Genomic DNA, 22,819 nt, shown 5'->3' on the forward strand with positions numbered 1-22,819 from the left:
GTGGGCCGGTGGTCAGGCCTTGCCGCGGGCGACGGGCCGAGCCCTCGCGTCGTCGCCGAGCAGTTCCTCGGCTTCGTGGGTGGACAGTTCCGACGCCGCGAAGGACGGATCGTCGGCGAAGGACTTGATGCGGGCGATGCGGTAGATGATCAGGCCGTACAGCGCCTTGGCGAGGATGTCCGCGATCGAGTACCCCAACTGCTTGCCGGTCCAGGCGTCCGCACCGTCGATTCCCAACTGCGGCAACAGGTATGCAATCGGGTAGACACCCCAGGTGGCCAGCAACAGGATGCGGAGTCGGCTGATCGAGGAACGTACCTGGGGTGGCTGATTCGCGATCGACTTCGTCAACTCCACGAACAGCACGTAGAGGATGTAGACGAAGGGAATGGTCGACAGGAATCCGAACAGGTTGCGGGTAAAGGTGTCGTCGCTGATTTCTCCGGGATAGCCGAGAGCGATCATGGCCACAGCGGCCGGAATCAGTTTCATCAGCAGACGGTTCTGCAATGCGCGTGCGAGGGCCAGAACGGCGATCAGTTCCACGAGCAGCAGCGGAACGGTGAGCAGCCAGTCGACGTACCGGTAGCCCTCGTTGAAACCCTCACCGACGGTTTGGGTGTAGGTGCCACCGCCACCGACGGTGTCGGATTCGAACGAGGCGCGGAACGAGTCGAAGATGCGGAAGTAGTGGTAGGCCGCAATTCCGCAGACCACGGCGGCGACGCACATCGCCTGCCGATATCGGGGAAGAATTCGAGGTAGGCAGACGATCATGAACAGCGCGGCGAACAGTTGCGACGCGATCACCAAGGAAAAGGTGTTGTAGACCAGTTGATACTGGCCGGCGGTGAGGGTATCGGGTATCACGGAGTCCTCCAGAGGCGAGAGTGGCGAGAGCCGTCGGTCTGGAGAGAGCAGCGGGGTTGTCGAAAGCCTGCTGGGGTCTGAAGGGCCGACATCATTGGTTCGGAGTCCTGGTACGGAAAGGTCGAATTCCCCCAAATGGGATTCTCCGGGCGCGATGAGGAGTAGGAACAGGACAACGAACGTAGGTGTGGTCGATGGTCACGAACCCCGCGGCAACCTCGGCCCCCGGTGCCGTGGACAGCCTCTCCGCCAGGCACTCTCGCGCGGTTCGCAGACGACTGCTCACGCCCGTCGTCGTGCTGTTCGCCGTTCTCGCTGCCGTGTTCGCCACCGGAATCGTTGTTCCCGTATGGCTGCAGTACGTCCCGTTCGCGGCCAGCGTGCTGGTGCTGGGGCTGCCACACGGCGCGGCCGACCATCTCGTTCCGGCCTGGTTGGACCGGCGCCGGCAGGAGTGGACGTCGATCGCGCGGGTGATCGCGGTGTACCTCGTCCTGGCGGCGGTGACCTTCGCGCTGTGGATCGTCGCGCCCGTGGCGGCGGCTCTGGGGTTCGTGCTGCTCACCTGGTTCCATTGGGGGCAGGGTGATCTGTACATCGCACTGGCCGTGGATGATTCGACGTACCTGGACACCCGCGGGGTGCGCGCGGCCGCCGTGGTCGTCCGGGGCGGTCTGCCGATGACGATCCCCGTCCTCGCTCATCCCGGCACCCTCGATCTGTTTCTCGCGAGCACCGCTGGTCTCGTGGGTTCCTCCGCCGTGCCGGTCGGCGTCGTCGACACCGGACCGCTGCGCGCGGTCGCCGTGACGGCATTTCTGGCGGTCGTCGGTGCGGTCGCCGTGGTGACCCGGAGTCGGTGCCGCACCGCGGTCGAACGGCGAACGTGGGCGCGCGATCAACTGGAGGTCGCGGTGTTGCTCGGATTCTTCGCGACGGTGCCGCCCGTTCTGGCGCTCGGTCTGTACTTCTCGTTGTGGCATGCGTTGCGGCACTTCGTCCGTCTCGATCGCATCGACGTCATCGAGCGTGACCGCCCGCGGTCGGTTCGCGAGCGCGTCGTGACGCTGACCCGAGCGTGCGCACCGACGACGGCCGTGGCGATCGCGGCACTGGTGGTGGTCGCCCTCGTGGTTCCCGGCGCGCAGCAGAGCGGGGCGAGCGCTCTGGGGGCCTACCTCGTCCTGATCTCCGCTCTCACGGTGCCGCACGTCGCCGTCGTGACCTTCATGGACAGCCGCCAGCGGATCTGGCGTCCGGAGCCCTTGGCGGTCAGCCAAGGCTAGGCTAAGCTGACCGCTTGTCCCCCGGCGCGCGTCGCCACCTCCGTGGGGGCAGAACGGATGGCATTTCCATGAGCGAATTCGATGTTGTCGGAGTGGGGTTCGGTCCGGCCAATCTGGCCCTTGCGATCGCGATCGCCGAACACAACGAGACGTGCGACGCTCGCGACCGCATCGAGGCCGTGTTCGTCGAACGTCAGGCCGCGTTCGGGTGGCATCCCGGCATGCTCCTCGACGGCGCGACGATGCAGATCGCGTTCCCCAAGGACCTGGTGACGTTCCGCAACCCGCGGAGCAGCTTCACCTTCTTCAACTATCTGTTCGAGCGGAACCGGCTCGTGGACTTCGTCAACCACCAGACGTTCTTCCCCACGCGGCACGAGTTCCACGACTACCTGTCCTGGGCCGCCGGCCGCGTCGACGCCGATGTTCGCTACGGGGTGGCCGTCGAGCAGATCACCGCGTCGGACGACGGCGAGATCCTCGACGTGCGGTGCTCGGACGGCACCGTGCTGCGCACCCGCAACGTGGCCGTGGGTGCGGGCCTCACCAAGCATGTCCCGGACTGGGCCACCCCGTCCGCGCGGTGCTTCCACAACCACGAGTTCCTGCCGCGCCTCGCCGCCATGCCCGAGCCGGTGCACCAGCGGTTCGCGGTCCTCGGGGCGGGGCAATCCGCTGCCGAGGTGGTGCAGCACCTGCACCGCACCTACCCGCACGCCGAGGTTCACAGCGTCTTCAGCCGGTACGGCTACAGCCCGGCGGACGACAGCCCGTACGCCAATCGGATCTTCGATCCGATGGCCGTCGACGAGTTGCACCGAGCCCCCGCCGCCGAGCGCGCGCGGCTCATCGCCCTGCACCGCAGCACCAACTACTCGGTGGTCGACATCGAACTGATCGAGGAGCTCTACCGCACCGAGTACGCGGAGCGCGTCAGCGGCCACCGCCGGCTCTTCATGCGTCGGGCGTCGGAGATCGCGTCCGTGACGGAGACGGCCGATGGCATCGACGTCGTCGTCCGCGATCTCATCGACGGCATCGCCGACACCCTCGAGTGCGACGCCCTGGTCCTGGCGACCGGTTTCCGGCCGTCGTCCCTGCAGCCGCTGCTCGGCGACCTCGCGCCGGACGAATCCGCTCCGCGCGTCGTGACCCGCGACTACCGGCTGGTCGGTCCCCGCGACATGGCGGCCGGCATCTACCTCCAGGGCGGAACCGAGACGACGCACGGAATCACGTCCTCGTTGTTGTCCAACGTCGCAATCAGATCCGGAGAGATCGTCGACTCGGTCCTCGCTCGCCGTGTGGCGGGCGCAGACCTTGCTAGGGTCGACAGCGGTTCGTAGGACCTTCGCTCGATCAGGTCCACCTTCCATTGACCCGGCCGGGGCACCCCCGGCGCCGATTGCAGTGAGCGAGGCACGATGAGCACCAACCCGTTCGACGACGAAGACGGCCGTTTCTACGTACTGGTCAACGACGAAGACCAGCATTCGCTGTGGCCGACCTTCGCGGAGGTCCCTCAGGGATGGCGTGTCGTTTTCGGTGAGGAGAGCCGTACGGCGTGCCTCGAGTACGTCGAGAAGAACTGGACCGACATGCGTCCGCGCAGCCTGCGTGAGGCCATGGAAGAAGACGCCGCCGGCCGGCACCGCACGCAGGCCTGATCTACTCCTGGTCCCAGCTGCCCGTCACCCGTGAGCCTTTGTGCTTGGGCTTGCGCGGGCGCACCGTACGCACCGAGTCTCCCCGCCTGATCTTCATGATCGGGCGGCGTAGAGACTCGGTGCGTTCGACTATCCGGGGTCGACGCAGCGTTCGAGCGCCCCATTCGCCCAGGGTGACCCCACCGGCGAGTGCGCCGCCGGTGCCGACGGCAGCGAGCAGCGAACTGAAGCCCAGCAGCGTTTGATCCCCGAGCAGTGCGAACAGGCCTCGGTACACCGCCAGGCCGGGTAGCAGGGGCGTGATGCCGGCGACCGCGACGATCAGGGGCGGAATCAACGCTCGACGCGCCATGAGACCACCCGCGAGCCCCACCGTGGTGGCGGCGATCGCGGCCGCGAGGACGGGCCCGAAGCCCAGCGACTGAGCCACCAGGAACACCAGCGCACCGACGAATCCACCGAGGAACGCCGCGGTCAACGCCCGACGCTCGGCGTAGCAGGCCAGCGCGTAGAAGAACGCGGCCGCGGCACCGGCCAGGACCTTCGTGGGGACCTGCGTGATGTCGGCCGGGGGGAGGTTGCTCAGGATCGGCAGTTCCAGTCCCACCAGCGTCGCCAGGCGCAGCGTCGTGGCCACGCCGGCGATGATGCCGCCGGTCATCATCAACAGTTCGAAGAAGCGGGCCGCCGCCGTGATCGGCGCGCCCGTGATGGCGTCCTGCACGGAACCCACCAGCGACAATCCGGAGAGCAGCACTGTCACCCCGGCCGCGATGACCTGGGACGGATTGATCTCGATCCCCAGTTGATCCTGGAAGTTGAACAGGGTGATGGCCGGGGCCGACGCGATGAAGCCGCCCACCACCTGCTGGAAGAAGAACGGCAACCCGGCGCGGTTGAGCACTCGGCCCACCCGGTCGATGACCATGGTGGTGAGGAAGCTCACCACGGCCACGAGCACGCCGCCGCCGAGCAGGACGCCGATCGAGGCCGCCATGCCGGCCCACGCCAGCGTCGCCGTCCAACGGTTGTAGGGGTGTGGGGCGGTGATGATGCGCATCAGCTCGGCGTGCGCCTCGCTGGGTGGGGGCACCTCGAGGCGAATCTTGCGGGCGAGAGCGTCGACGTAGGCCAGACGGGTGAAATCCATCGAGCGGTAGTGCACGATGCGCATGGTGCTGGCCGGGGGGAGCGTCGGGCCGCGGTAGGCGCTCACGACGATCGAGTTGTACGTGACGTCCACGTCGCAGCGGTTCAGGCCGTAGGTCGACGCAATGAACTGGACCTGCGCCGCGGTGTCGATGGCGCCCGTACCGGCGGCCAGGGTCACCTCGCCGACGCGTACGGCGAGGTCGAGGACCTCCGACACGGAGGCGTCGTCGGTCAGGTCGATCGGTTTCAGCGGGCTCGGTGCGCCCGACGGGGTGTCGACGATGGCGCGTCGCTCGCCGGTCATCCGGCTGATAGTCGACGTCAGGCCCTGCAGGAAAGTCATGCCTCGTTCTCGTGGTTTCTTCGGTGGCGGGTTGTCGTCGGGTGACAGGGGAGAAGGTACCGGGTCGGACTGTGTGTTTCCCGGGCGAGGAGGGGGTCGAAACGGGCACGGTGTCCGGTTTCACCGATCGTTTCCAGTGAAAGAACCGAAAAACAGGAGAACGGCGAAATCGGTGTGATCGAATACTGAACGACGTCGTGGTGGCGGGGGCCACCGCGGCGGACACGATTCGCTTCTACGCAAGGCTGGCTCTCACGTTGCGCGCACTCCGTGACTGGTGGTTCGCGGACCTGGACTACGACTGGGTCGCGAACTATCACCGTACTCACCGTTTTCTGAACGGTGCCCCGTACTTGATCGCGGCCTCGTGCTTTCTTCTCGGCGTCATGGCCGCCGCGTCGGCGGTGTCGGGGATCGGCCGAACCGCCACTCCGACCGGTCGCTGGGTTCTCCTCGCGGCCGCCTCGGTGGCCGTCGCGCTCGGATTCTGGTGGGCTCGGGGGAAGTTCCTCAGCAGACGGGGATCACTGGCGTTCGTCGTCATCGGTGGCCTGACCATCTCGATCGCTCTGCTCGCGCTACCACCGAGCCAGATCACCCTCATCTCCGCGGCTCTGATGGTCTCGGTCGGCAATTACGCGAGCGCCTTCCACGGTGCCCGCATCTTCGTGCTGCAGGAGATCTGGGCGCTCACGCTCACGGGAGTGCTGTTCGTCCGACTGGTCACCTCTACGGACACCCCCTTGCCCGACGCGGTGGCCACGCTCATCACCGTCGTCGTGTTGCTGTTCGCCGCGTCCGCGCTCAATCACTTCTTCTTCACGGCCCTGCGCAACGACGCCGCCCGCGCGTACTACGACCAGTTGACCGGTCTGCCCAACCGCCGCGGTCTGCACGTCGCCGTCGAGCAGATGGTGCGCGAGTCGCGCGAGCGCGGTGGGGGGAACGACGTGTTGACGGTTCTCTGTCTCGACCTCGACGCCTTCAAGTCCGTCAACGACCGCTTCGGTCACCGCACGGGCGACGACGTTCTGCGCACCACCGCGCAGCGCATCGACCGGCTCGCCGGATCCACCGGTGTGGGGGCGCGCTGCGGCGGCGAGGAGTTCGTCGTCGCGGTGCTCGGTGACGCGCAGCGCGGATGCGACCTCGCGAAGGACCTCCTGGTGACCATCCATCGAGTCGACGACCCCGCGCCGGTCTCCGCATCCGTCGGCGTCGCCTCGGCCCCGGTCGGTTCGCTGTCGACCGATCCCATCGACGCCCTCGAGCAGCTCACCGACCGCGCCGACGAGGCCATGTACGAGGCGAAGCGGGGCGGCGGCAACCGCGTCGTGGCCGAGCGGCGTCAGCGGGACGGGGTGGGCGGGCGCTGACGGGCGGTGGCCTCGCTATGCTGGGGCCGCCCGGTTCGCCGGGTGCGCCTCCTTAGCTCAGTGGTAGAGCACTCGCCTTGTAAGCGAAAGGTCGTCAGTTCAATCCTGACAGGAGGCTCCACGTTTAACGGCCTTGAACTGGGGTTTTGTAGTGCCACCCGCCTCGCGTGAATGGGCGGTGCGACACCGATGTCACGAGTTGTCACAAGTCACTCGAAACTGCTCCACAGAGGGCCGGAAATTGGGGCGCGAGGACAGGGTCAGTGTTTGCGTAGGTCTGACATCGTCTGGAGGCTCTGAGCCGCGATCTTGAGCGCGTCGTTCGGGGCGTGGGCGTACGTGCGCATGGTGAAGGCGGAATCTGCGTGGCCCAGCCACGCAGAGATCACAGCAATCGGAACGTTCTGAAGGTGCATCAGAGTTGCGCAGGTGTGGCGGGCATCGTGCAGCCTGATCTGCGGCACTCCGGCGCGCTTACACGCCGTCGACCAGAAGTTGGACAGTGTGTCCGGGTGGTAGGCGCGGCCGAGCACATCGCAAACTACGTGTGTGCCCGGCCCGTAGTTGGCAGCGGCGGCTGCGCACTCAAGGTCCTGACGGTCACGAGCGGCGATCAGGGCGGCGGTCAGCACCGGGGTCAACGGCAGGTCGCGGTTCGACCGTTCCGTCTTCGTCAGTCCGTCCACCGCTTGGCCGGCCACGGACACGCGGTTGTTTCGGATCGACATGATGCCGGCGTCCAAGTCAACGTCGGACCATCGGAGTCCGCAGATTTCACCGCGGCGCAGGCCGGACAAGGCCAGGTTCCACGCGTGTCCAACTCGGTCGGTCTGCGCGAAAGCCAACATCTGGCGCATCTCGTCGACGGAGAACGTTCGCATCTGTGTATGCGTGCGCGGCAGTCGGTCAACCAACAGCGCGACGTTCCTTACCAGAAGGCCCTGCTTGACGAGGTCGGTCAGCACCGCCGAAATGATGTTCAGCATCGGATTGATGGATTGCGGGCTCCACGGTCGACGCACCGAACTAGATGTCATGGGCGTTCCGCCGGCGGCCAGTGCGGTCACGAGCGAGTCGAGGTGGCCCTTGGTCAACCGCTGTACCGGCAGCGGTCCATGGAATTGCCTCAGCGGTTCCAGCGCGTGGCGATACGCGTTCTTAGTCGTGGGTCTCACCCGCCGGCCGGCGAGCCATGCCTCGCAGACCTCGTCGACGGACAGCGCATTGCCCGATACGTGAACACCACGATTGACTTCGTCGGTGACTCGGGCCAAATACGCGCGAGCGTCCTTCTCGGTATCGAATCGCCGTCGGGACTGCGATCGCGTCGTGTGGAGATAAGAGGATCCGTCTGGCCGCAGGCGCGGTACTTCTCGCGTTCCCGCATCGACGGTGACCTGGTAGCGAAAAACCTCTCTCCCCGTACGGCGATCGGTGACCGAGATCTTTCGGATCTGCGGAGGTAGTTGGTTTCTAGCCATCGGCCGACTGGAACGTACTGGAAGCGAATCTCGACAGTGTTCCTCGGATCCGAGTCGCTTGCGCGCTTGATGAGCGATCAGCCACGGGGGAGTCCGTCTCCGACGGTCATCCCGAGCTCGGCCATGGTGTCCCGGTGCGCTGCCGTCCGCTTGAGCGCGTTCTCGTAGATGACCTCCAGTGCTTCGATCTGGTCGGGAGATTCGTTGTTCTCATGTGCTCGTTGCAGCTGTTTTCGGGCGCTGCGCATTGCGGTGATCGAGCGGCGCCATTCGTGAGTCAGTGTCATCCGGTCTCTGCGGGAATCGAACTGGCGGCGCACGAAGACCTGAACCGTCTGCCCGGTTGCTTCGTCGGACCAACCCGAGTCCTCGAGCATCAGGAGGCCGCTTTCGCCTCCGATCCATCTGACGGCGTCGTGTGATTCTTGCGGGACACCCGGGAGCACGTCCGCTGTTCCGCGAGGGAGATCGGGGAACAGCAGCTGTGCCGGCGCGACATCGAGCGCCGCGGCTAGAACCAGGAGGTCGGCCACGTCGAGGCCCTTGCGTCTGCCCGTCTCGAGGTCGGAGATCACCGCCCTCGATATGGGGTGGCCGAGTTCGCCGGTGCGTTCGGAGAGTGCTTGCGCGGACAGCGGCGGGGCACCGGACGTCCGGAGTCGGCGGACCTCGGCGCCAGCCCGATCCACAATCGCTTGGGCCCAGCTTTGCGTCATGAACACGCACTCTACAGCTTGTTCTGAGTCCTCTTGCGGTGATTACACGTGTCCGCTACTTTGTGGTGGAACCACGTGAACAAACCGCATTCGGCGGGTTGTGGGTGGTGAATCAACGCAACGGAGGGTGTCATGACGAGACAGCTGTTCAGCGTGCAAGAGGGTATGGAGCTCACCGGCTTGGGTCGGTCCAACTTCTTCAACAAGCTCGCATCCGGGGAAATCAGGAGCATCAAGGTGGGCAAGCGACGCCTCATACCCGATACGGCCATCGACGAGTACATCGAACGCCTCGAGGCGCAGGCGTCGATGTCGACGGATGTTGCGTGAATCGAAGTCCTACCCGGAAAGACTGACGCCCCCGGCATGTCTCGGTGTAACCAGCACCGAAGCCGAGGGCGTCGAAACCGCCTCGTACCAAATCGGAGGTTTCTGAATCCGACCTTAGGTCATTCTTGCGCGTCCTTCAACGGTGAATGTTGACGGGACGGCCCGTCCATCAGCAATTGGCTGATGGCGCTGAACGCTGAGCACGATCTTATGCTCCACGTCCGTCGTTTTCTGGCAGAGCCCGACGATAACCAGCCTGCCGCCGTTGACTGTGCACCCTGTAGCGATCCCCGGAGACCGGCCCCGGGGCACCATGCCGTCGACTGATCCACGACGACGTGGCGATACCGAAAGCCACGCGCCCGTCCGGGTGCGGGGCCAGAGGGCGTGGAGCGGACAACGTGGGTGCGGACATTGGGGGTCACCCCTGGGGGGTCCGGGTGTAGCAGCACGTAGTCCGACGCAGTAGACGGGACCACCGTCAATGCCAACAACTTTGGTTGTCATCTCTCGAAAGACTGAATCGCTGGACCCGGTGCGCGACGGACTCACGTGCGGGTTCGATGACACGCTCGGAATTACCAGTGTTCGCAGTAACAGTGGTGTTGCCAGCGTCGTCCGCGGTCCCAGTGACGGCGGTATTGCCGGTATTGCTTCCCGCACGGGTCTCACGTCCCAATCGCTTATTACCCGTATCGGACTGTTCGGTGGGGTGGGCTGTATCGCGGTACGTGCTGCCATTCCTCCGATACGGCCATCACGTACTTCTCTTCCTTCACCCGTATTGCCGGTAATTCCGGCAAGGCGGGCAAGTCTTCGGAATCACCGAATATGAAAGGACACACATGTCACACAACGTGATCGCCTTCTGCAACCAAAAGGGTGGCGTAGGCAAGACGACGACCACATTCCACATCGTCGATGCCGCCCGTCGCGCCGGCCACCGAGTCCTGGCACTCGACATGGACCCGCAGGGAAACCTGAGCACCGTGCTCAGCGCCGGTGAGCCTTCCCCTGGCGACGCGGGCATGGCGGACGCATTGTCGGACCGGTCGGCCGCCACCCTCGAAGACGTCGTGGCGCCGACCATCTGGGAAGGCGTGGATCTGGTGGCCACCGATCCGAACTCGGAATCCCTCGCGTTCGTGCGGGATGAGCTGATTCTCGGAGGCGCGGGACGCGAGCGGCGGCTCCGCGATTCACTAGAGTCGCTCGCTTTGAAGTATGGACTAGTGGTAATCGACTGCCCGCCGAGCCTGGACCTGTTGACGATCAACGCACTGGTGGCGGCCAGACGAGCGCTCGTGGTCAGTCAGTCCGCGCTCTTCTCCGCCAACGGGCTGGCACGGCTACGACGCACCATCGACGTGGTGCGCCGCAGTTACAATCCGACACTCGAGCTGGTCGGCGCGATCATCAACCTCCACGAACGCAACACCATCGCAGGTCGTGAGCAGCTGGCGGAGATCGCCGACTGCATCACGATCATCGGCGACCCGGTACCCAAGCGAGTTGTGTTGAAGGACTCCTCAGAGGCGCAGACCAGTTTGCTCGACTGGGGTACGACGGACGCCCGGAATCTGGCCAGCATCTACCGCCGCACGTCAGGGCTGCTCATGGAGGGAGTCGGCAATGGCGCGTCCTGAACGCCTCAAGAGCAGCCTGGGTAACTCGAGCCCCCTCGATCCAATGTCCGAGCCAGTAACGAGCACGGACGCGACTGCGCCCAAGCCTCCAGCTGCGGACAGGCCCGCCAAGACGAAGAGGACCTTCTACTTCTTCGTCGAGACCAGTGAACGATTGCTGAACGCGGCCGAAGCGCTGATGGCCACTCCCGGCGCACCTCGAGGCCCTTCCGACCTTGCTGCAGAGGCGGTGGAGCGCTATGTCGACTTCCTGGAGGACACGTACAACAATGGGAGACCGTTCGCACAGAGAAGTGGGCCGCTGCAAAGAGGACCACGAATTCGGTAGCTCGCCGTGGCAGGCCAAGCTCCATGGTGCTTGGCCTACCGGCATGCAGTGCGGTTCTGGATCCGTGGGCCGCCGCAAATTGGCGGCTTGGGTTGGGCGGTGACAGAAACGACCGTATGTGGCAGGCGGGACGAGTCGCGTCGTCTTGTCAGTGTCAGGAGTGAACCGCGCCTTTTCGTCTCGTTTCCTGGGTGTGTGCAGTCGCGTTCTGAAATCCTGGTGTCAGAAGAGCGCAGCACTGTCGCGAACTCGGGTGACCTGGGGACGAGGTGGACGTAGACAAGCTCGATGTAGTGGAGAACGGGGTTCTGACCGCGTCGCCGAAGAGGTGGGGGCAGGCGGAATCCCGTTTCGCGGTGCTCGCTCCACTGCTCGAGACGCACCCGGTGGGCTTGTCGGTTGTCGACGAGGCAGCCGAACGTCTGGGCCTGTCCCGCCGGCAGGTGTACGTCCTGCTCGACAAGCTCGAGAACGGCACAGGAACTGTCGCCGATCTGTTGGTGCGTCGGCCGTCGGGTGGTCGAGGTGGAACCCGGGTGTCCGATGCTGTCGAAGAGATCATTGCGGAGCAGGTGGGACGACACTTCCTCCGCCGCCAGAAGTTGAGTGTCGCTGCGGTGCATCGTCGTATCGCTGTTGTCTGTCACCGTGCGGGTCTGCCGCCGCCGTCTCGAAACACGGTCGCTGCACGGATCGCGGCCCTGAATCCCGCAGCGGTGGCCCGAGCACGAGGGGGAGCGGACGCGGCACGTCCACGCCAGGCGGCCGGCGACATCCCGCCGCCGATTCGGGGGATCCTCGAACTGGTTCACGTCGATCACACCGTTGTCGACGTCATGGTCGTCGACGAGTACGAGCGTAGACCGATCGGCCGTCCCTACCTGACGGTTGCCATCGACGTCTTCAGTCGAGCCGTACTCGGTTTCGTGGTGACACTGGAACCGCCCTCCGCAGTCTCGGTGGGCCTGTGCCTGGGACGGGTGTGCAGCGAGAAACAGGCATGGTTGCAGGCCCACGACCTGTCGGCCGAGGTCCGGTGGCCGATGGTGGGCAAGCCGCAGCGGTTGTACCTGGACAACGCCGCCGAATTCAAGAGCGAGGCGCTGCGTCGTGGCTGCGCTCAACACGCCATCACACTCGACTACCGGCCACCGGGGCGACCCCACTACGGCGGGATAGTCGAACGCGTCATAGGAACAGCGATGACCGCAGTGCACGAGCTCCCCGGAACCACGTTCTCGAACCCGAGCCAGCGAGGCAGTTACGACTCGGATGCACACGCCGCATTGACGCTGCGCGAGCTGGAACGATGGCTGGTGCTCTCGATCGCGACCTACCACGAGAGCGTGCACACCGGCCTCCGGCAGTCTCCGGCGACAAGATGGGGCACCGGAGTCGACGCCGCGACAAGCCCGCCGAGAGTGGTGGTCGACGAGACCACGTTCCTGATCGACTTCCTGCCCGTGATCCGCCGCCGGCTCACTCGCACCGGATTCGTCATCGACCATGTGCGCTACTTCTCCAACGCACTCAAGCCGTGGGTCGCGCGCCGCGAGCACCTGGGCGCATTCGTCATCCGACGTGACCCCCGCGATCTGAGCCGCATCTGGGTTCTCGAACCCGACGGCGCCGGATACATCGAGGTCCCGTACCGGATGATGGCGCACCCCGCGGTGACACTGTGGGAGCACCGCGCGGCGACCGCCCGCCTGCGAGAGCAGGGACGGTCGAGCATCGACGAGAGTGCCCTGTTCTCGATGATCGAGCAGATGCGCGACCTCACCGACCGTGCACAGAAGGACACCCGCAGAGCTCGCCGCAACCGCCAACGACGGAACCACCTCGCCGACAGCACACCCACGACCACAGCGGTGCCGGCGCCGCCGCACCAGAGCGAGCCGGACACGGACGTGTCGGTCTTCGACGACATCGAGCAGTGGTGAGCAGATGACACCGACCTCGCGGCGCAGCGCCCGGGATTCGACTGCGATGCCCGGCACCGACCTCGGGCACCTGACGGAGTCCGCGCGTCCGCTCGCCGAACTCGACGACGCCTCCCGCATTCGGTCGATCCGCTCCGAGCGCTGGATCGGCTACCCGCAGGCACGTGCCGTCCTCGAGCACCTCGAGACGCTGCTGTCGTGGCCGGACCGTCAACGCATGCCGAACCTGCTGCTGCTCGGCTCGACGAACAACGGCAAGTCGCTGATCATCGAGAAGTTCCGACGCACGCACCCCCCGACCAGCCTCAGTGACCGCGAACAGATCCCGGTGTTGTGCGTCCAGATGCCCCCGGACCCCTCACCGAGCCGGTTCTACCTCGCCGTGCTCGCCGCCCTGGGAACACCGATCAAGCCGCACAGTCGCGTTCCAGACCTGGAACGGCAAGCACTGATGTTGCTGCGAGCCACCGAGGTCCGGATGCTCATCGTCGACGAGCTCCACAACGTTCTCGCCGGCCGCGACAACGTTCGACGGGAATTTTTGAACATGCTGCGGTTCCTGGGCAACGAACTACGCGTTCCCCTCGTCGGCGTCGGCACCCGTGACGCCTACCTCGCTGTCCGCACCGACCCGCAGCTCGAGAACAGGTTCGCGCCGATGACCCTGCCGACGTGGACCAACACCCCCGGGACCCGCTCGCTGCTAGCCAGTTTCGCTGCCAGCTACCCGCTGCGACAACCATCGCACCTCACATCGCCGGAGATGACCGACTACCTCCTCACCCGCTGCGAGGGCACCATCGGCGAACTGTCGACCCTGCTGACCTCGGCAGCCGTGCTGGCAGTCGACACCGGCGACGAAGCGATCACCCCCGGCGTGCTCGAACGCACCGAGTACCTCGGTCCGACCGAGCGGCGACGACAGTTCGAACGCCACCTCACGTGAGCAGGCTCGGGCCCGTGGGAGAGCGGGACACCCCTCCGTGGCCGCTGCATCCGCCGCCTCGCCCACATGAAGCACTGACATCGTGGCTGCGGCGTACCTGTACGTACTACGGACTCGTCAGACCGGCGGACCTGCTGCCGGGCTTCGACATCGCCGACCACGACGTAGATCGGTGCGTCCCCGAACCGCTACTGGCGTACCTGGCCACTCGCAGCACCGTTCCGGTGTCGAAATTGCGGTCGATGACGCTGTCGGGATGGACGCCGTGGCTGCTCGACGACACCGACCCGGTGCGGTGCAACTTCGACACCTACGTCCACCAGTTCTCGGTCCTGCTGCCGATGGGCCTGGCGGTCCAGGACCGCCGTTGCCGCACACCAGCGGGCGGCACGTGGCTTCCATGGGTCAGCGCGCTGCGCACCAGGGCGTGCCCGGTGTGCATCGCCGACGTCGAATGCAGCGCCGACATCAGTGTGGCGTTGCTGCACCAGCTGTCGTTGCTGACCAGCTGTCCCGCGCACGGCTGCCGACTGGAAATCTGCTCTGTCCTGCCCGGGCGGGTCGTTCTCTGGGACCGCACCGCGTCGGAGGAGCGGTTGCCGCCGGCCTCGGTACCGCCGGAGGTCGTCGCACTCGACCGGCGCACCGCCCGAGCTCTGACGTCCGGGTGGGTGCAGCTCGACCGCGACCGGGTTCACGCAGCAGTGTGGTTCCGCATGCTGCGCAGCGTCGTCGACGACGTCTGCACCCCGCTCTGCCGCGCGGGGCGGTGGCCGACGGTGCTGTCAGCCATCTGGAACTCCACCGGGCATCCGCGGCCGCCACAGGCGTCGCGAGTGGTGTTCGAGCATCTGCGATGGATCGAGCAGAACGCGTCCTCGCTGCCGCCGCGGCGGCCATCTCCGCGATCGAGCGCGGCGACATCGCGGCCGGAGGCGCTCACGCCGGCCTGCTCGCCCCGATCCCGGTCGCGACAGTGGACCCGGGAATCGCTCCCACCCGCTCGTCCTTCCCGGCTCGTGAGCACAGTGCGCTGGACGGTGTGCAGAACGCCATCGACGCCGCCATCGAGTTCGCCCGCGGCAACAGCGCTGCGGCGGCTTCGCTCTTCGCGTTCCTGTACACCGGATGCCACACCCCGGCCGACACGGCCCGACTCGAGAAGGTGTTCGCTGACCTGGACATTCGTCTCCCGCCGTGACCGATGAGGGTGTGGCGGCACGATAGCGATAGAGCCCAGTCGTAGGTGTGAGCGATTGTAGGTTCCCGCCGGAGGTGTCAGTAGTGCGGCGCACGGGCCTGCGGCTTTCCAATTTCGTGTCAGTCAGGGATTCTCACGATCTTGTCGGAATCCTCAGGCATCCCGGACGATGTTTCGGTCCTGTGCCCAAGCCGCGAGAACCGAATCGAAGAGTCTGCTGCCTCGAAGCCTGAGTTCTGACTCAATGCGGACGATCGAGAGTGAGCTGTCGTTCGTGGAAATCGAAATGTCTGACGGGATATCGGTACAGCTCACCAATGGTCATGTAATCGGTGAAGAACGGGTCCCAGCGCACCGGGAAGAACATTCCCCGTCCCAACGCCTGCTCCGATTCGCGTTGCAGTCGGCGGCTCAGCGCACCGATGACCCGGTCGGCTTTCGTGCCCATCCGGTTCCGGTCAAACACCAGGGCTGCAGCGCATGAACCGTAGTAATTCACCACGTCAAAAGGCCGCGTACCGGCATCGAGGACCTGGGCGAATCGACGCTCCACTCCGGCGGGCAGCCGGCTGACCATCCGCACCAAGGGCAGCAGCGCCGCCACCACCATGTACCCGAAGACCATGTGGAACAACAGTTGCTCGTTGGTCCACCGCGTCCCCGCCGATTGACTCCGCAACGAGGTGTCGGAAGCGTCGGCGAGGAGCCGGTGCAGATGCACACGGGTGCGTTCGAGCTCGCCGGCGATAGCGGCCCTGTCCACCCGCTCGGAATGGCCCATGATCCACCACCTGTCCAGGGAGCCGACGGCACTCGATGGCCGTCGATACCAGACTTCCCCCTCCCGGGCGGCCTCCACAACTGCCGGCCGAATTCAGTCTCATGTCGCGAATCGATATAGCGCCCCCGTCGACCCTCGGATGCCACGTCGGACGTACCTGCCGCAGTGGCGCGGCGCGGATCGCCGTGTCGTGACCGCCGGACGGCTGGCGTAACAGCAGCAGCGCGGGATGACGTGCGCCGCTCAGAGATCGAACAGCGAGAATTGGTCCTTCTGTGCTCGAGTCTCGGAGTCGGCGAGGTATCGGTCGGCCATGGCCCGGGCGACGGTTTCGTCGCAGCCGAGCTCGGCGGCGACTTCACTCCAGTCGTGTCCGTTGTGCTGGAGTTGCCACGCCAGCTGGTGCAACTGTTCGTCCATGTCCATCAGCGCCGCTCCCGCGGTCGTGTCGGCCGGAACCCGTTCGACGACGCGGGTTCTCATTGAGACAGATGGTAAACGCGGATGCGGGCATGCGGCGGCAGACATGCCGCCCACCGTCTCGAATCGGCGACGGATCGCACGAGAGATAGGTAAACCCGCCCCCGAGGGGACGGGCGGTGTGCCGTCCATGGTGTCACCGTTTCCGTGAACATCTATGGACGCAGCGCCGGTCAGGGACGGATAGGCAGTGCGCGGCGGGACCGGGCGGCGGCGACCACACGATCGGCGACCCGGCCGGCGTCGCGGCCGACCCCGCGCAACGACGCCGACGACAGGCTGCGCTGCCATTCGAGACCGACATACCCCAGCCCCAGATGAGTGGTGGAGAGACCCTGCCGGTGCCGGGGCCGGCCCGTCTCGTCGAGAGCGCCGAGACCGGTCAGATAGGGCAGGTGCGGGCGATAACCGGTACCCAACAGCACGGTGTCGGCGGTGGCGGCGGCGCCGTCGGGCCAGAACACCCGGCGGTCGTCGAGGCCGGTGAACAGCGGCCGCGGCTGCGGGTTGCCGCTGGCCAGGGCACGCCGGTAGCGGCCGGTATCGAGGACCTGCTGGGTCGGCGACGCAGGCAGCCACGGCCCCAAGGGGGCGCGGTCGACTCCGGTGACCGTGAGCCAGAAGTGCACATCACGGCCGAAGATCCGCTGCGGCAGGAACTTCGGCGGTCGGCGGCTGGCCAGAGTCACAGTAGCGACCTCGGCGAGTTCGGTGGCGATCTGCACCGCCGAGTTACCGGCACCGACCACCACCACGTTCTGGCCCGTGAATGCAGCGGGGTCGCGGTAGTCGCCGGTGTGCAGCACCGTGCCGCCGAACGTGTCCAGCCCCGGCAGCGGTGGGATATTCGGGGACCCGAAATAGCCGGTGGCCGCGATCAGAATCGGCGCGGTGACACTGCCGCCGACAGCGGTGTGGGCGGTGTAGACGCCCCGCTCGCAGGTGACGGTCTCGACGCGGGAGCCGGTCACAATGTCGACGTCGAGTCCGGCGGCGTAGCGGCGCAGATACTCGATCACCTCGTCGCGCCGCGGATAGCGGTCCGGGGCGCCCGGAAACGCCAGGCCGGGCAGGGCACTGTATTTCGCCGGGGAGAACAGGGTCAGGCTGTCGTAGTAGTGCGGCCAGGCCCCGACCGGCTCGTCGCCGCCTTCGAGCAGCCCGGTGCGCACGCCGCGAGCAGACAGAGCGTAGGCGGCGGCGAGGCCGGACTGGCCACCGCCGACGACGAGAGCGTCATAGTCGGTCATGGTGTTCCTTCGACAGTGTCGGTGGGGGTCAGCCGCGGCACGGACGCGATCGCCAGGAGTGCGGCGAGCGCGGCAACGACCGCGAGCACGAGGTAGGCGGTGGCGTAGCTGCCGGTCGCGCCGGCCAGGGCGGTTCCCGCCCACGGCGCCAACGCCATGACCAGGACGATCGGGGCGGACATCAGCCCGCCGAGGCGCCCGTAGTGGGTCGAGCCCCACCGGTCGGTGATGGCGGTGGCCTGGATCAAGGTGAACAATCCGCGCACCAGTCCCGCGCCGATCGCCGCGCCGACCAACGCCGCGGCCGTGGTCACCGCCCCGAGCAGCGCGGTGGTTGCCGCGGTGCCGGCCAGGATCACCACGATGCGGCTGCGGACGCTGGTACGGGCGACCAGGGTCAGATAACCGAGACGACCGAGGACCTGTCCGCCGCCGCCGAGCCCGAGCGTCACCGCCGCCACCGACGGGGAAAAGCCCTGTTCGAGCAGCAACGGCACCAGGTTGAACACCCCGGCGAAGGCGGTGAACGCACCGAGAGCCAACGCGGCCACCAGCGCGAAGAACGCGGGGCTGCGGGCGATCTCCCGGTGCCCCAGGGCCGCGCCGTTCGCCGGTGGGGCCGCGGCGGGCCAAGATCCGCGCAGTCCCCACCAGTGCCCGGGGATCGTGATCGCGGCGAGGATCGCCGCGAGAATCAGGTAGGTGGTGCGCCAGTCCGACTGCTGATCCACTGCGGAGGTCAACGGGGCGAAGACGGTGCTGGCCAGGCCCGCGGCGAGGGTCAGGATCATCAGGGCGCGGACGGAGCGGTCGCCGTACCAGCGGGTCAGCGCGGCGAACGCCGGTGGGTAGAGCACCGCGCCCATCGCGGTGCCGGCAAGCAGCCACCCGGCGTAGAACACCGGCAGCGTGGGGGCGAGCGCGATCAGGACCAGCGCGGGGACGGCGAGGACCGAGCCGGCGGTCATGATCGTGCGCGGTCCGACCCGGTCGAGGATGCGCCCGACCGGGATACCCGCGAGCGCGGTGGCGAGCTGACCGAGCGAGAACGCCGCGGTGATCGCCGTGGGCGACCAGCCGGTCTCGGCGGAGATCGAGACCGACAGGACCGGGAACGCGTAGTACAGGATGCCCCAGCTGGTGATCTCGGTCAGGCACAGCACCGCCAGCACCCGCCGCAGCCCGGCGCCGGTGAGAGCGCCGGGCTGCGGGCGGGTCGACGTGTCGGTCACCGGCGCTATCCGCCGGTGCGGGCGGAGAGAGTGACCAACTCCGGCTCGGGCGCACCGCAGCACCCACCGGCCGCGGCCTCGGTGGCGGTGTCGGCGGCGGGGTCGTCGAACACTCCGGCGCCGCCGCACACCCCCGTCTCGGGCAGGACCAGCTCGACGCGGGCCGCGGCATCATGATCACCGGCCAGGGCGGCGGCGATGCTGCGGACCTGCTCGTAGCCGGTCATCGCCAGGAACGTCGGGGCCCGCCCGTAGCTCTTCATCCCGACCACATAGAAGCCCGGTTCGGGGTGGGTGAGCTCGGCGGCCCCATGCGGGTAGACGGTCCCGCACGAGTGCACGTTCGGGTCGATCAACGGGGCCAAGGCAGTCGGGGCCTGCAGCACCGGATCGAGGTCGAGACGGATCTCCGAGAGCCACGACAGGTCCGGCCGGAAGCCGGTAGAGGCGATGACCTCGTCCACCGCCTCGATGCGGGCGCCGGTATCGGACACCATGACGACCTGACCGTCGGTGGCGGGTTCGACGGCGGCGGTGCGGAACCCGGTGACCACGGTGAGCAGCCCGTCGTCGACGGCCGTCTTGGCGCGCAGCCCGAGGGCGCCGCGGGCGGGCAGCTGGTCGTCCTGGCCGCCACCGAACGCGGCGCCGACCTCACCGCGGCGCACCGCCCAGGTCAGCCGGGTGCCGGAGACGGTGCGGGCGAGCTCGGCCAGCGCCACTATCGCGTTGAGCGCCGAGTGGCCGCTACCGGCGATGACGGTGTGCCGGCCGGCGTAGCGAGTGTGCACCGCATCGTCGCCCAGGTCGGGGACGCGGTAAGTGATCTTCTCGGCTGCGGCGCGTTCACCGAGGGCGGGCAGGCCTTCGCCGCCGAGCGGGTTGGGAGTGCCCCAGGTGCCGGAGGCATCGAGGACGGCGCGGGCGAGCAGTCGGGTTTCGGTGCCGTCGCGGTGGCGCACGTGCACCGACAGTGGTTCGGTGTCGCGGCCGGCGTCGACGATGCGGTCGCGGCCGCGGCGGGCGATGCCGACGACCTCGTGATCGAGGCGGACCGCGTCACCGAGAGCATCCGCCAGTGGGGTCAGGTACTGCCCGGCCCAGGCCTGGCCGGTGGGGTACGCGTCGTCGTCGGGGGCCTGCCAGCCGGTGGTGTCGAGGAGGCGGCGGGCGGCGGGGTCGATCAGTTCGGCCCAGCGGGAGAAGGTGCGGACACTGCGCCACTGCGCCACTGCGGCTCCGGCAACGTCGCCGCGTTCGAGCACCAGCGGTTCGAGGCCGCGTTCGCGCAGGTGGGCGGCGGCGGCCAGGCCGATCGGTCCGGCCCCTACGACGACGACGGGCAACTCGCTCATGACAGGATCCTTTCATCGACGGGTATCGATCTAAGTTGCTGTCAGAGTATCGACGGTCGTCGATGTATGCAACAATCGATGCCGATCGATATAGTGGGGGTATGACAGCACTCGGCCTACCGCTCACGGCGACCCCCGGCGCGGAGGTGGACCTCGACGCCCTGAGCCCGCAGGACGCGGCCACCTACGCCGGATGGTTCGCCTGCCTGGCCGAACCCACCCGGGTGCGGCTGCTGCACCACGTCGCCGCCCATCCGTCCGGCATCACCGTCGGCGAACTCGCCGACAGGCTCGGGATCGGCCAGCCCACCATCTCCCATCACGTCCGCAAACTCGCCGACGTCGGCTTCGTCACCACCGGAAAACACGGCACCAGCACCGTGGTGCGGATCAACCCGAGCTGCTGCAGCGACCTGCCCAGTGCCGCCGACGCGGTCATGGGGGTGCTCACCGCCCGCCCGTGCTGCCCCGAGGACGTCCCCGCCGACGTGGCCGTGCGCCCACTCGCAGGCGGTGACTGGGAGGCGGTGCGCCGCATCTACGGCGACGGCATCGCCACCGGCACCGCGACGTTCACCACCGAGGCCCCCAGCCGCAACCATCTCGAGCAGCAGTGGCTGCCCGAGCATCGCTGGGTCGCCGAGATCGACGGTCAGGTGGTCGGCTGGGCGGCGTTGAGCCCGGTGTCGACCCGCGAGTGCTACCGCGGGGTAGCCGAGAACTCGGTGTATGTCGGCGACGGCATGCGCGGGCGCGGCGTCGGCAAGGCCCTGCTGCGCACCCAGGTCATCGCCGCCGATGCGGCCGGGTTGTGGACGTTGCAGACCTCGATCTTCCCGGAGAACCGGGCCAGCCTGGCGCTGCACCATTCGGCGGGCTTCCGCACCGTGGGTGTACGCGAACGTATCGGCCGGCTAGACGGCATCTGGCGCGACACGGTGCTGCTCGAACGCCGCTCCGAGGCCGTTTCCGCCGCCGAGAACTAGTGAAAGCGACTCAGATGAAGATGGACATCGAACTGCTGTACTTCGACGGCTGCCCGAACTGGGAGGAGGCCCGGGGCCGCCTCGCCGAGGCCCTGGCCGCGACCGGCAACGCCGGTACCCCGATCCGGCTGCGCCGTATCGAGACCCCGGAGGCCGCCGAGCGCGCCGCCTTCCCCGGATCCCCGACCATCCGCATCGACGGGACCGATCCGTTCGGCCCCACCGACGGTGTCGGGTTGACCTGCCGCGTCTACCGCACCGCCGACGGGCTCGAGGGTGCCCCTAGCACCGCCGATCTGATCACCGTGCTGCGGCTCGGTAGGGATCCGGTGTCGCACGTGTGAGCGGTGCACCGCCGATGGACTCCCAACAGGCGTCGACCCGGCGACGATCAGGTCATCGAGAGTGCCAGGACACTCAGGCGCGGGCGACGTCGAGAACGAGCTCGGCGATCAGCGCCTCGACCTTGACTTGATCTCGTCGCGGATCGGACGCACCGCCCCCACCCCTCGGCCGGCCGGATCCTTGAGCACCCCATCCCGATACGACGTGCCCGGAAACCACCGGGCACGTGTCACCGCGAATGTCGCGCACCGTCTCGAGCGACTCGTCGTCCGGATCGATCAGTCGAGGTAGCGCATATCTTCGGGAAGGGGCTACTGTCGCACGCCACCGTCGACAGCACCGACGTTGTCGGCCCGGGCGGAGCGGCGAACGCTCGCCGACCTCGGCGTCACCGCGGCGGATCGTGGCGATCTGCTGTCTCTTGCGCCCGCCGACCCGGCCCGAGACCCGCACCTGCCTTCGGTCGGCAGTACGAGAGTGCGGTCAGCGCTGTGGTTCCAGCCCGGTCAGGATGATCGCAACAAGCCGGCGCACGGCAGCGGGTGAGTCGAGCCCTTCGGCCGCCGAGATTGCGTGCAGCACGTATCGGGTCAGCTCATCGGCAGTGGCATCGTCGCGGATTTCACCCGCCCCCGCTGCGTCGGTGAGCAGGTCTCGGACGAATTCGTGCAGACGTTGCTGGGCGTCCACCGTGTGCTCACCGCGATGCAGCCCGGCCGCGATCGCCCCGCCGGGATGATGAGCGAGGATCTGGGCATATGCCGCGAGCACCGCCGCGAGCCGGGCACCGGGGCCGGCGGCGTGATCGCGGATCTCAGCGAGATGGTGCAGATGACCGGTGATCTGGCGTTCGTGCCAGGCGGACAGGACAGCGTCGACGTCGGCGAAGTACTTGTACAGCGTGGCCCGGCCGGTCCCGGTGCGTTCGGCGATCTTCGACATCGTCACCGCGGCGAGTCCGGACTCGGCAACCACTGCCGCGGCCGCGTCCATGGTCGCTTCCCGCACCGCACGGCGATGCGAGGCGATGGTCTCGTTCCATAGCTTCGGCACCCCCGAAGCATACGCAGTGGCGCCATATCGACACACTGATGTCGTCTGTGAC

Annotated in this window: 21 protein-coding genes, 1 tRNA gene and 2 pseudogenes; 13 read left to right on the forward strand and 11 right to left on the reverse strand. The window is 67.2% G+C overall.

The genetic code is table 11. The features are described 5' to 3' along the window. Positions 1–12 precede the first annotated feature (12 nt). Complete coding sequence (locus ACY466_RS03795) at positions 13–870, reverse strand: bacteriorhodopsin-like (RefSeq protein ID WP_463249983.1); 858 nt, start codon at positions 868–870, stop codon at positions 13–15. Between the two features lie 194 nt (positions 871–1,064). On the opposite strand from ACY466_RS03795, the gene ACY466_RS03800 reads away from it, so the two are divergent. The 3 genes from ACY466_RS03800 to ACY466_RS03810 all read left to right on the forward strand — a co-directional run bounded on the left by ACY466_RS03800 (position 1,065) and on the right by ACY466_RS03810 (position 3,823). Further along, positions 1,065–2,156 carry a Brp/Blh family beta-carotene 15,15'-dioxygenase gene (locus tag ACY466_RS03800; protein WP_463249984.1) on the forward strand — a complete coding sequence of 364 codons (1,092 nt, stop codon included), beginning with the start codon at positions 1,065–1,067 and terminating at the stop codon, positions 2,154–2,156. 68 nt (positions 2,157–2,224) lie between these two features. Next, positions 2,225–3,502: a lysine N(6)-hydroxylase/L-ornithine N(5)-oxygenase family protein gene (locus ACY466_RS03805; RefSeq protein ID WP_463249986.1), complete on the forward strand. Its 1,278-nt coding sequence runs from the start codon at positions 2,225–2,227 to the stop codon at positions 3,500–3,502. Between the two features lie 78 nt (positions 3,503–3,580). Then, positions 3,581–3,823, forward strand: coding sequence for an MbtH family protein (locus tag ACY466_RS03810; protein ID WP_463249988.1), 243 nt, complete (start codon positions 3,581–3,583; stop codon positions 3,821–3,823). 1 nt (position 3,824) lies between these two features. Here ACY466_RS03810 and ACY466_RS03815 read toward each other — a convergent pair whose 3' ends face one another. Further along, a complete protein-coding gene (locus tag ACY466_RS03815) occupies positions 3,825–5,318 on the reverse strand; it encodes a threonine/serine exporter family protein (protein ID WP_463249990.1) in 1,494 nt (497 codons plus the stop codon). A 197-nt stretch (positions 5,319–5,515) separates the two neighbouring features. Here ACY466_RS03815 and ACY466_RS03820 point away from each other — a divergent pair, with 197 nt between their 5' ends. Next, the gene (locus ACY466_RS03820; protein ID WP_463249992.1) at positions 5,516–6,694 is read left to right on the forward strand and encodes a GGDEF domain-containing protein; all 1,179 of its coding nucleotides are present in this window, start codon (positions 5,516–5,518) and stop codon (positions 6,692–6,694) included. Between the two features lie 46 nt (positions 6,695–6,740). Beyond that, positions 6,741–6,815 (forward strand) — tRNA-Thr (locus ACY466_RS03825). Between the two features lie 139 nt (positions 6,816–6,954). Here ACY466_RS03825 and ACY466_RS03830 read toward each other — a convergent pair. Next, positions 6,955–7,968 carry a tyrosine-type recombinase/integrase gene (locus ACY466_RS03830; RefSeq protein ID WP_463249993.1) on the reverse strand — a complete coding sequence of 338 codons (1,014 nt, stop codon included), beginning with the start codon at positions 7,966–7,968 and terminating at the stop codon, positions 6,955–6,957. Between the two features lie 284 nt (positions 7,969–8,252). Further along, on the reverse strand, positions 8,253–8,891 hold the full coding sequence (locus tag ACY466_RS03835; protein ID WP_463249995.1) for a helix-turn-helix domain-containing protein: 639 nt from the start codon (positions 8,889–8,891) through the stop codon (positions 8,253–8,255). Positions 8,892–9,023: 132 nt separating this feature from the next. Between ACY466_RS03835 and ACY466_RS03840 the strand changes: the two genes are divergently transcribed. The 6 genes and pseudogenes from ACY466_RS03840 to ACY466_RS03865 all read left to right on the forward strand — a co-directional run bounded on the left by ACY466_RS03840 (position 9,024) and on the right by ACY466_RS03865 (position 15,285). Next, positions 9,024–9,221, forward strand: coding sequence for an excisionase family DNA-binding protein (locus ACY466_RS03840; RefSeq protein WP_463249997.1), 198 nt, complete (start codon positions 9,024–9,026; stop codon positions 9,219–9,221). Between the two features lie 845 nt (positions 9,222–10,066). Continuing rightward, entirely contained in the window at positions 10,067–10,867 is an 801-nt protein-coding gene (locus tag ACY466_RS03845; protein ID WP_463249998.1) for a ParA family protein, read from the forward strand. Between the two features lie 597 nt (positions 10,868–11,464). Beyond that, entirely contained in the window at positions 11,465–13,138 is a 1,674-nt protein-coding gene (locus ACY466_RS03850; protein WP_463249999.1) for a Mu transposase C-terminal domain-containing protein, read from the forward strand. Between the two features lie 46 nt (positions 13,139–13,184). Beyond that, complete coding sequence (locus ACY466_RS03855) at positions 13,185–14,084, forward strand: TniB family NTP-binding protein (protein ID WP_463250001.1); 900 nt, start codon at positions 13,185–13,187, stop codon at positions 14,082–14,084. Between the two features lie 14 nt (positions 14,085–14,098). Continuing rightward, positions 14,099–14,557 (forward strand): annotated as a pseudogene (locus ACY466_RS03860) (TniQ family protein); the annotation flags it as partial. 383 nt (positions 14,558–14,940) lie between these two features. Next, a complete protein-coding gene (locus ACY466_RS03865) occupies positions 14,941–15,285 on the forward strand; it encodes a hypothetical protein (RefSeq protein WP_463252406.1) in 345 nt (114 codons plus the stop codon). A 241-nt stretch (positions 15,286–15,526) separates the two neighbouring features. On the opposite strand, the gene ACY466_RS03870 is transcribed toward ACY466_RS03865, so the two are convergent. From ACY466_RS03870 to ACY466_RS03890, 5 genes are all read right to left on the reverse strand, one after another. Then, positions 15,527–16,066 (reverse strand): DinB family protein, encoded by a 540-nt coding sequence (locus ACY466_RS03870; RefSeq protein WP_463252128.1) that lies wholly within the window; start codon positions 16,064–16,066, stop codon positions 15,527–15,529. Between the two features lie 243 nt (positions 16,067–16,309). Further along, positions 16,310–16,549 carry a hypothetical protein gene (locus ACY466_RS03875; protein ID WP_226435577.1) on the reverse strand — a complete coding sequence of 80 codons (240 nt, stop codon included), beginning with the start codon at positions 16,547–16,549 and terminating at the stop codon, positions 16,310–16,312. Between the two features lie 170 nt (positions 16,550–16,719). Then, a complete protein-coding gene (locus ACY466_RS03880) occupies positions 16,720–17,796 on the reverse strand; it encodes a flavin-containing monooxygenase (protein WP_463250002.1) in 1,077 nt (358 codons plus the stop codon). Continuing rightward, positions 17,793–19,028 carry an MFS transporter gene (locus tag ACY466_RS03885; protein WP_300404303.1) on the reverse strand — a complete coding sequence of 412 codons (1,236 nt, stop codon included), beginning with the start codon at positions 19,026–19,028 and terminating at the stop codon, positions 17,793–17,795. Before ACY466_RS03885 ends, ACY466_RS03880 begins: the two co-directional genes overlap by 4 nt. A gap of 5 nt (positions 19,029–19,033) precedes the next feature. Further along, positions 19,034–20,383, reverse strand: coding sequence for an FAD-dependent oxidoreductase (locus ACY466_RS03890; protein WP_395116304.1), 1,350 nt, complete (start codon positions 20,381–20,383; stop codon positions 19,034–19,036). 101 nt (positions 20,384–20,484) lie between these two features. Between ACY466_RS03890 and ACY466_RS03895 the strand changes: the two genes are divergently transcribed. Both ACY466_RS03895 and ACY466_RS03900 read left to right on the forward strand, forming a co-directional pair. Further along, positions 20,485–21,369, forward strand: a complete 885-nt coding sequence (locus ACY466_RS03895) for a helix-turn-helix domain-containing GNAT family N-acetyltransferase (protein ID WP_395116306.1) — start codon at positions 20,485–20,487, stop codon at positions 21,367–21,369. Between the two features lie 14 nt (positions 21,370–21,383). Next, positions 21,384–21,713 (forward strand): DF family (seleno)protein, encoded by a 330-nt coding sequence (locus ACY466_RS03900; RefSeq protein ID WP_246442136.1) that lies wholly within the window; start codon positions 21,384–21,386, stop codon positions 21,711–21,713. A 73-nt stretch (positions 21,714–21,786) separates the two neighbouring features. Here ACY466_RS03900 and ACY466_RS03905 read toward each other — a convergent pair. Further along, positions 21,787–21,948: pseudogene (locus ACY466_RS03905) on the reverse strand (heat-shock protein HtpX); the annotation flags it as partial. A 249-nt stretch (positions 21,949–22,197) separates the two neighbouring features. Continuing rightward, on the reverse strand, positions 22,198–22,767 hold the full coding sequence (locus ACY466_RS03910; RefSeq protein WP_072738931.1) for a TetR/AcrR family transcriptional regulator: 570 nt from the start codon (positions 22,765–22,767) through the stop codon (positions 22,198–22,200). Between the last annotated feature and the right edge of the window lie 52 nt (positions 22,768–22,819).

This window comes from Rhodococcus sp. K11/5, assembly GCF_055193735.1.

What these genes read in the sequence shown, in the direction of transcription:
- ACY466_RS03800 (WP_463249984.1), top strand. Translation starts at nt 1,065, where the DNA reads ATGGTCACGAACCCCGCGGCAACCTCGGCCCCCGGTGCCGTGGACAGC.
- ACY466_RS03805 (WP_463249986.1), top strand. Translation starts at nt 2,225, where the DNA reads ATGAGCGAATTCGATGTTGTCGGAGTGGGGTTCGGTCCGGCCAATCTG.
- ACY466_RS03810 (WP_463249988.1), top strand. Translation starts at nt 3,581, where the DNA reads ATGAGCACCAACCCGTTCGACGACGAAGACGGCCGTTTCTACGTACTG.
- ACY466_RS03815 (WP_463249990.1), bottom strand. Translation starts at nt 5,318, where the DNA reads ATGACTTTCCTGCAGGGCCTGACGTCGACTATCAGCCGGATGACCGGC.
- ACY466_RS03835 (WP_463249995.1), bottom strand. Translation starts at nt 8,891, where the DNA reads ATGACGCAAAGCTGGGCCCAAGCGATTGTGGATCGGGCTGGCGCCGAG.
- ACY466_RS03840 (WP_463249997.1), top strand. Translation starts at nt 9,024, where the DNA reads ATGACGAGACAGCTGTTCAGCGTGCAAGAGGGTATGGAGCTCACCGGC.
- ACY466_RS03845 (WP_463249998.1), top strand. Translation starts at nt 10,067, where the DNA reads ATGTCACACAACGTGATCGCCTTCTGCAACCAAAAGGGTGGCGTAGGC.
- ACY466_RS03855 (WP_463250001.1), top strand. Translation starts at nt 13,185, where the DNA reads ATGCCCGGCACCGACCTCGGGCACCTGACGGAGTCCGCGCGTCCGCTC.
- ACY466_RS03865 (WP_463252406.1), top strand. Translation starts at nt 14,941, where the DNA reads ATGGATCGAGCAGAACGCGTCCTCGCTGCCGCCGCGGCGGCCATCTCC.
- ACY466_RS03870 (WP_463252128.1), bottom strand. Translation starts at nt 16,066, where the DNA reads ATGGGCCATTCCGAGCGGGTGGACAGGGCCGCTATCGCCGGCGAGCTC.
- ACY466_RS03875 (WP_226435577.1), bottom strand. Translation starts at nt 16,549, where the DNA reads ATGAGAACCCGCGTCGTCGAACGGGTTCCGGCCGACACGACCGCGGGA.
- ACY466_RS03880 (WP_463250002.1), bottom strand. Translation starts at nt 17,796, where the DNA reads ATGACCGACTATGACGCTCTCGTCGTCGGCGGTGGCCAGTCCGGCCTC.
- ACY466_RS03890 (WP_395116304.1), bottom strand. Translation starts at nt 20,383, where the DNA reads ATGAGCGAGTTGCCCGTCGTCGTCGTAGGGGCCGGACCGATCGGCCTG.
- ACY466_RS03895 (WP_395116306.1), top strand. Translation starts at nt 20,485, where the DNA reads ATGACAGCACTCGGCCTACCGCTCACGGCGACCCCCGGCGCGGAGGTG.
- ACY466_RS03900 (WP_246442136.1), top strand. Translation starts at nt 21,384, where the DNA reads ATGAAGATGGACATCGAACTGCTGTACTTCGACGGCTGCCCGAACTGG.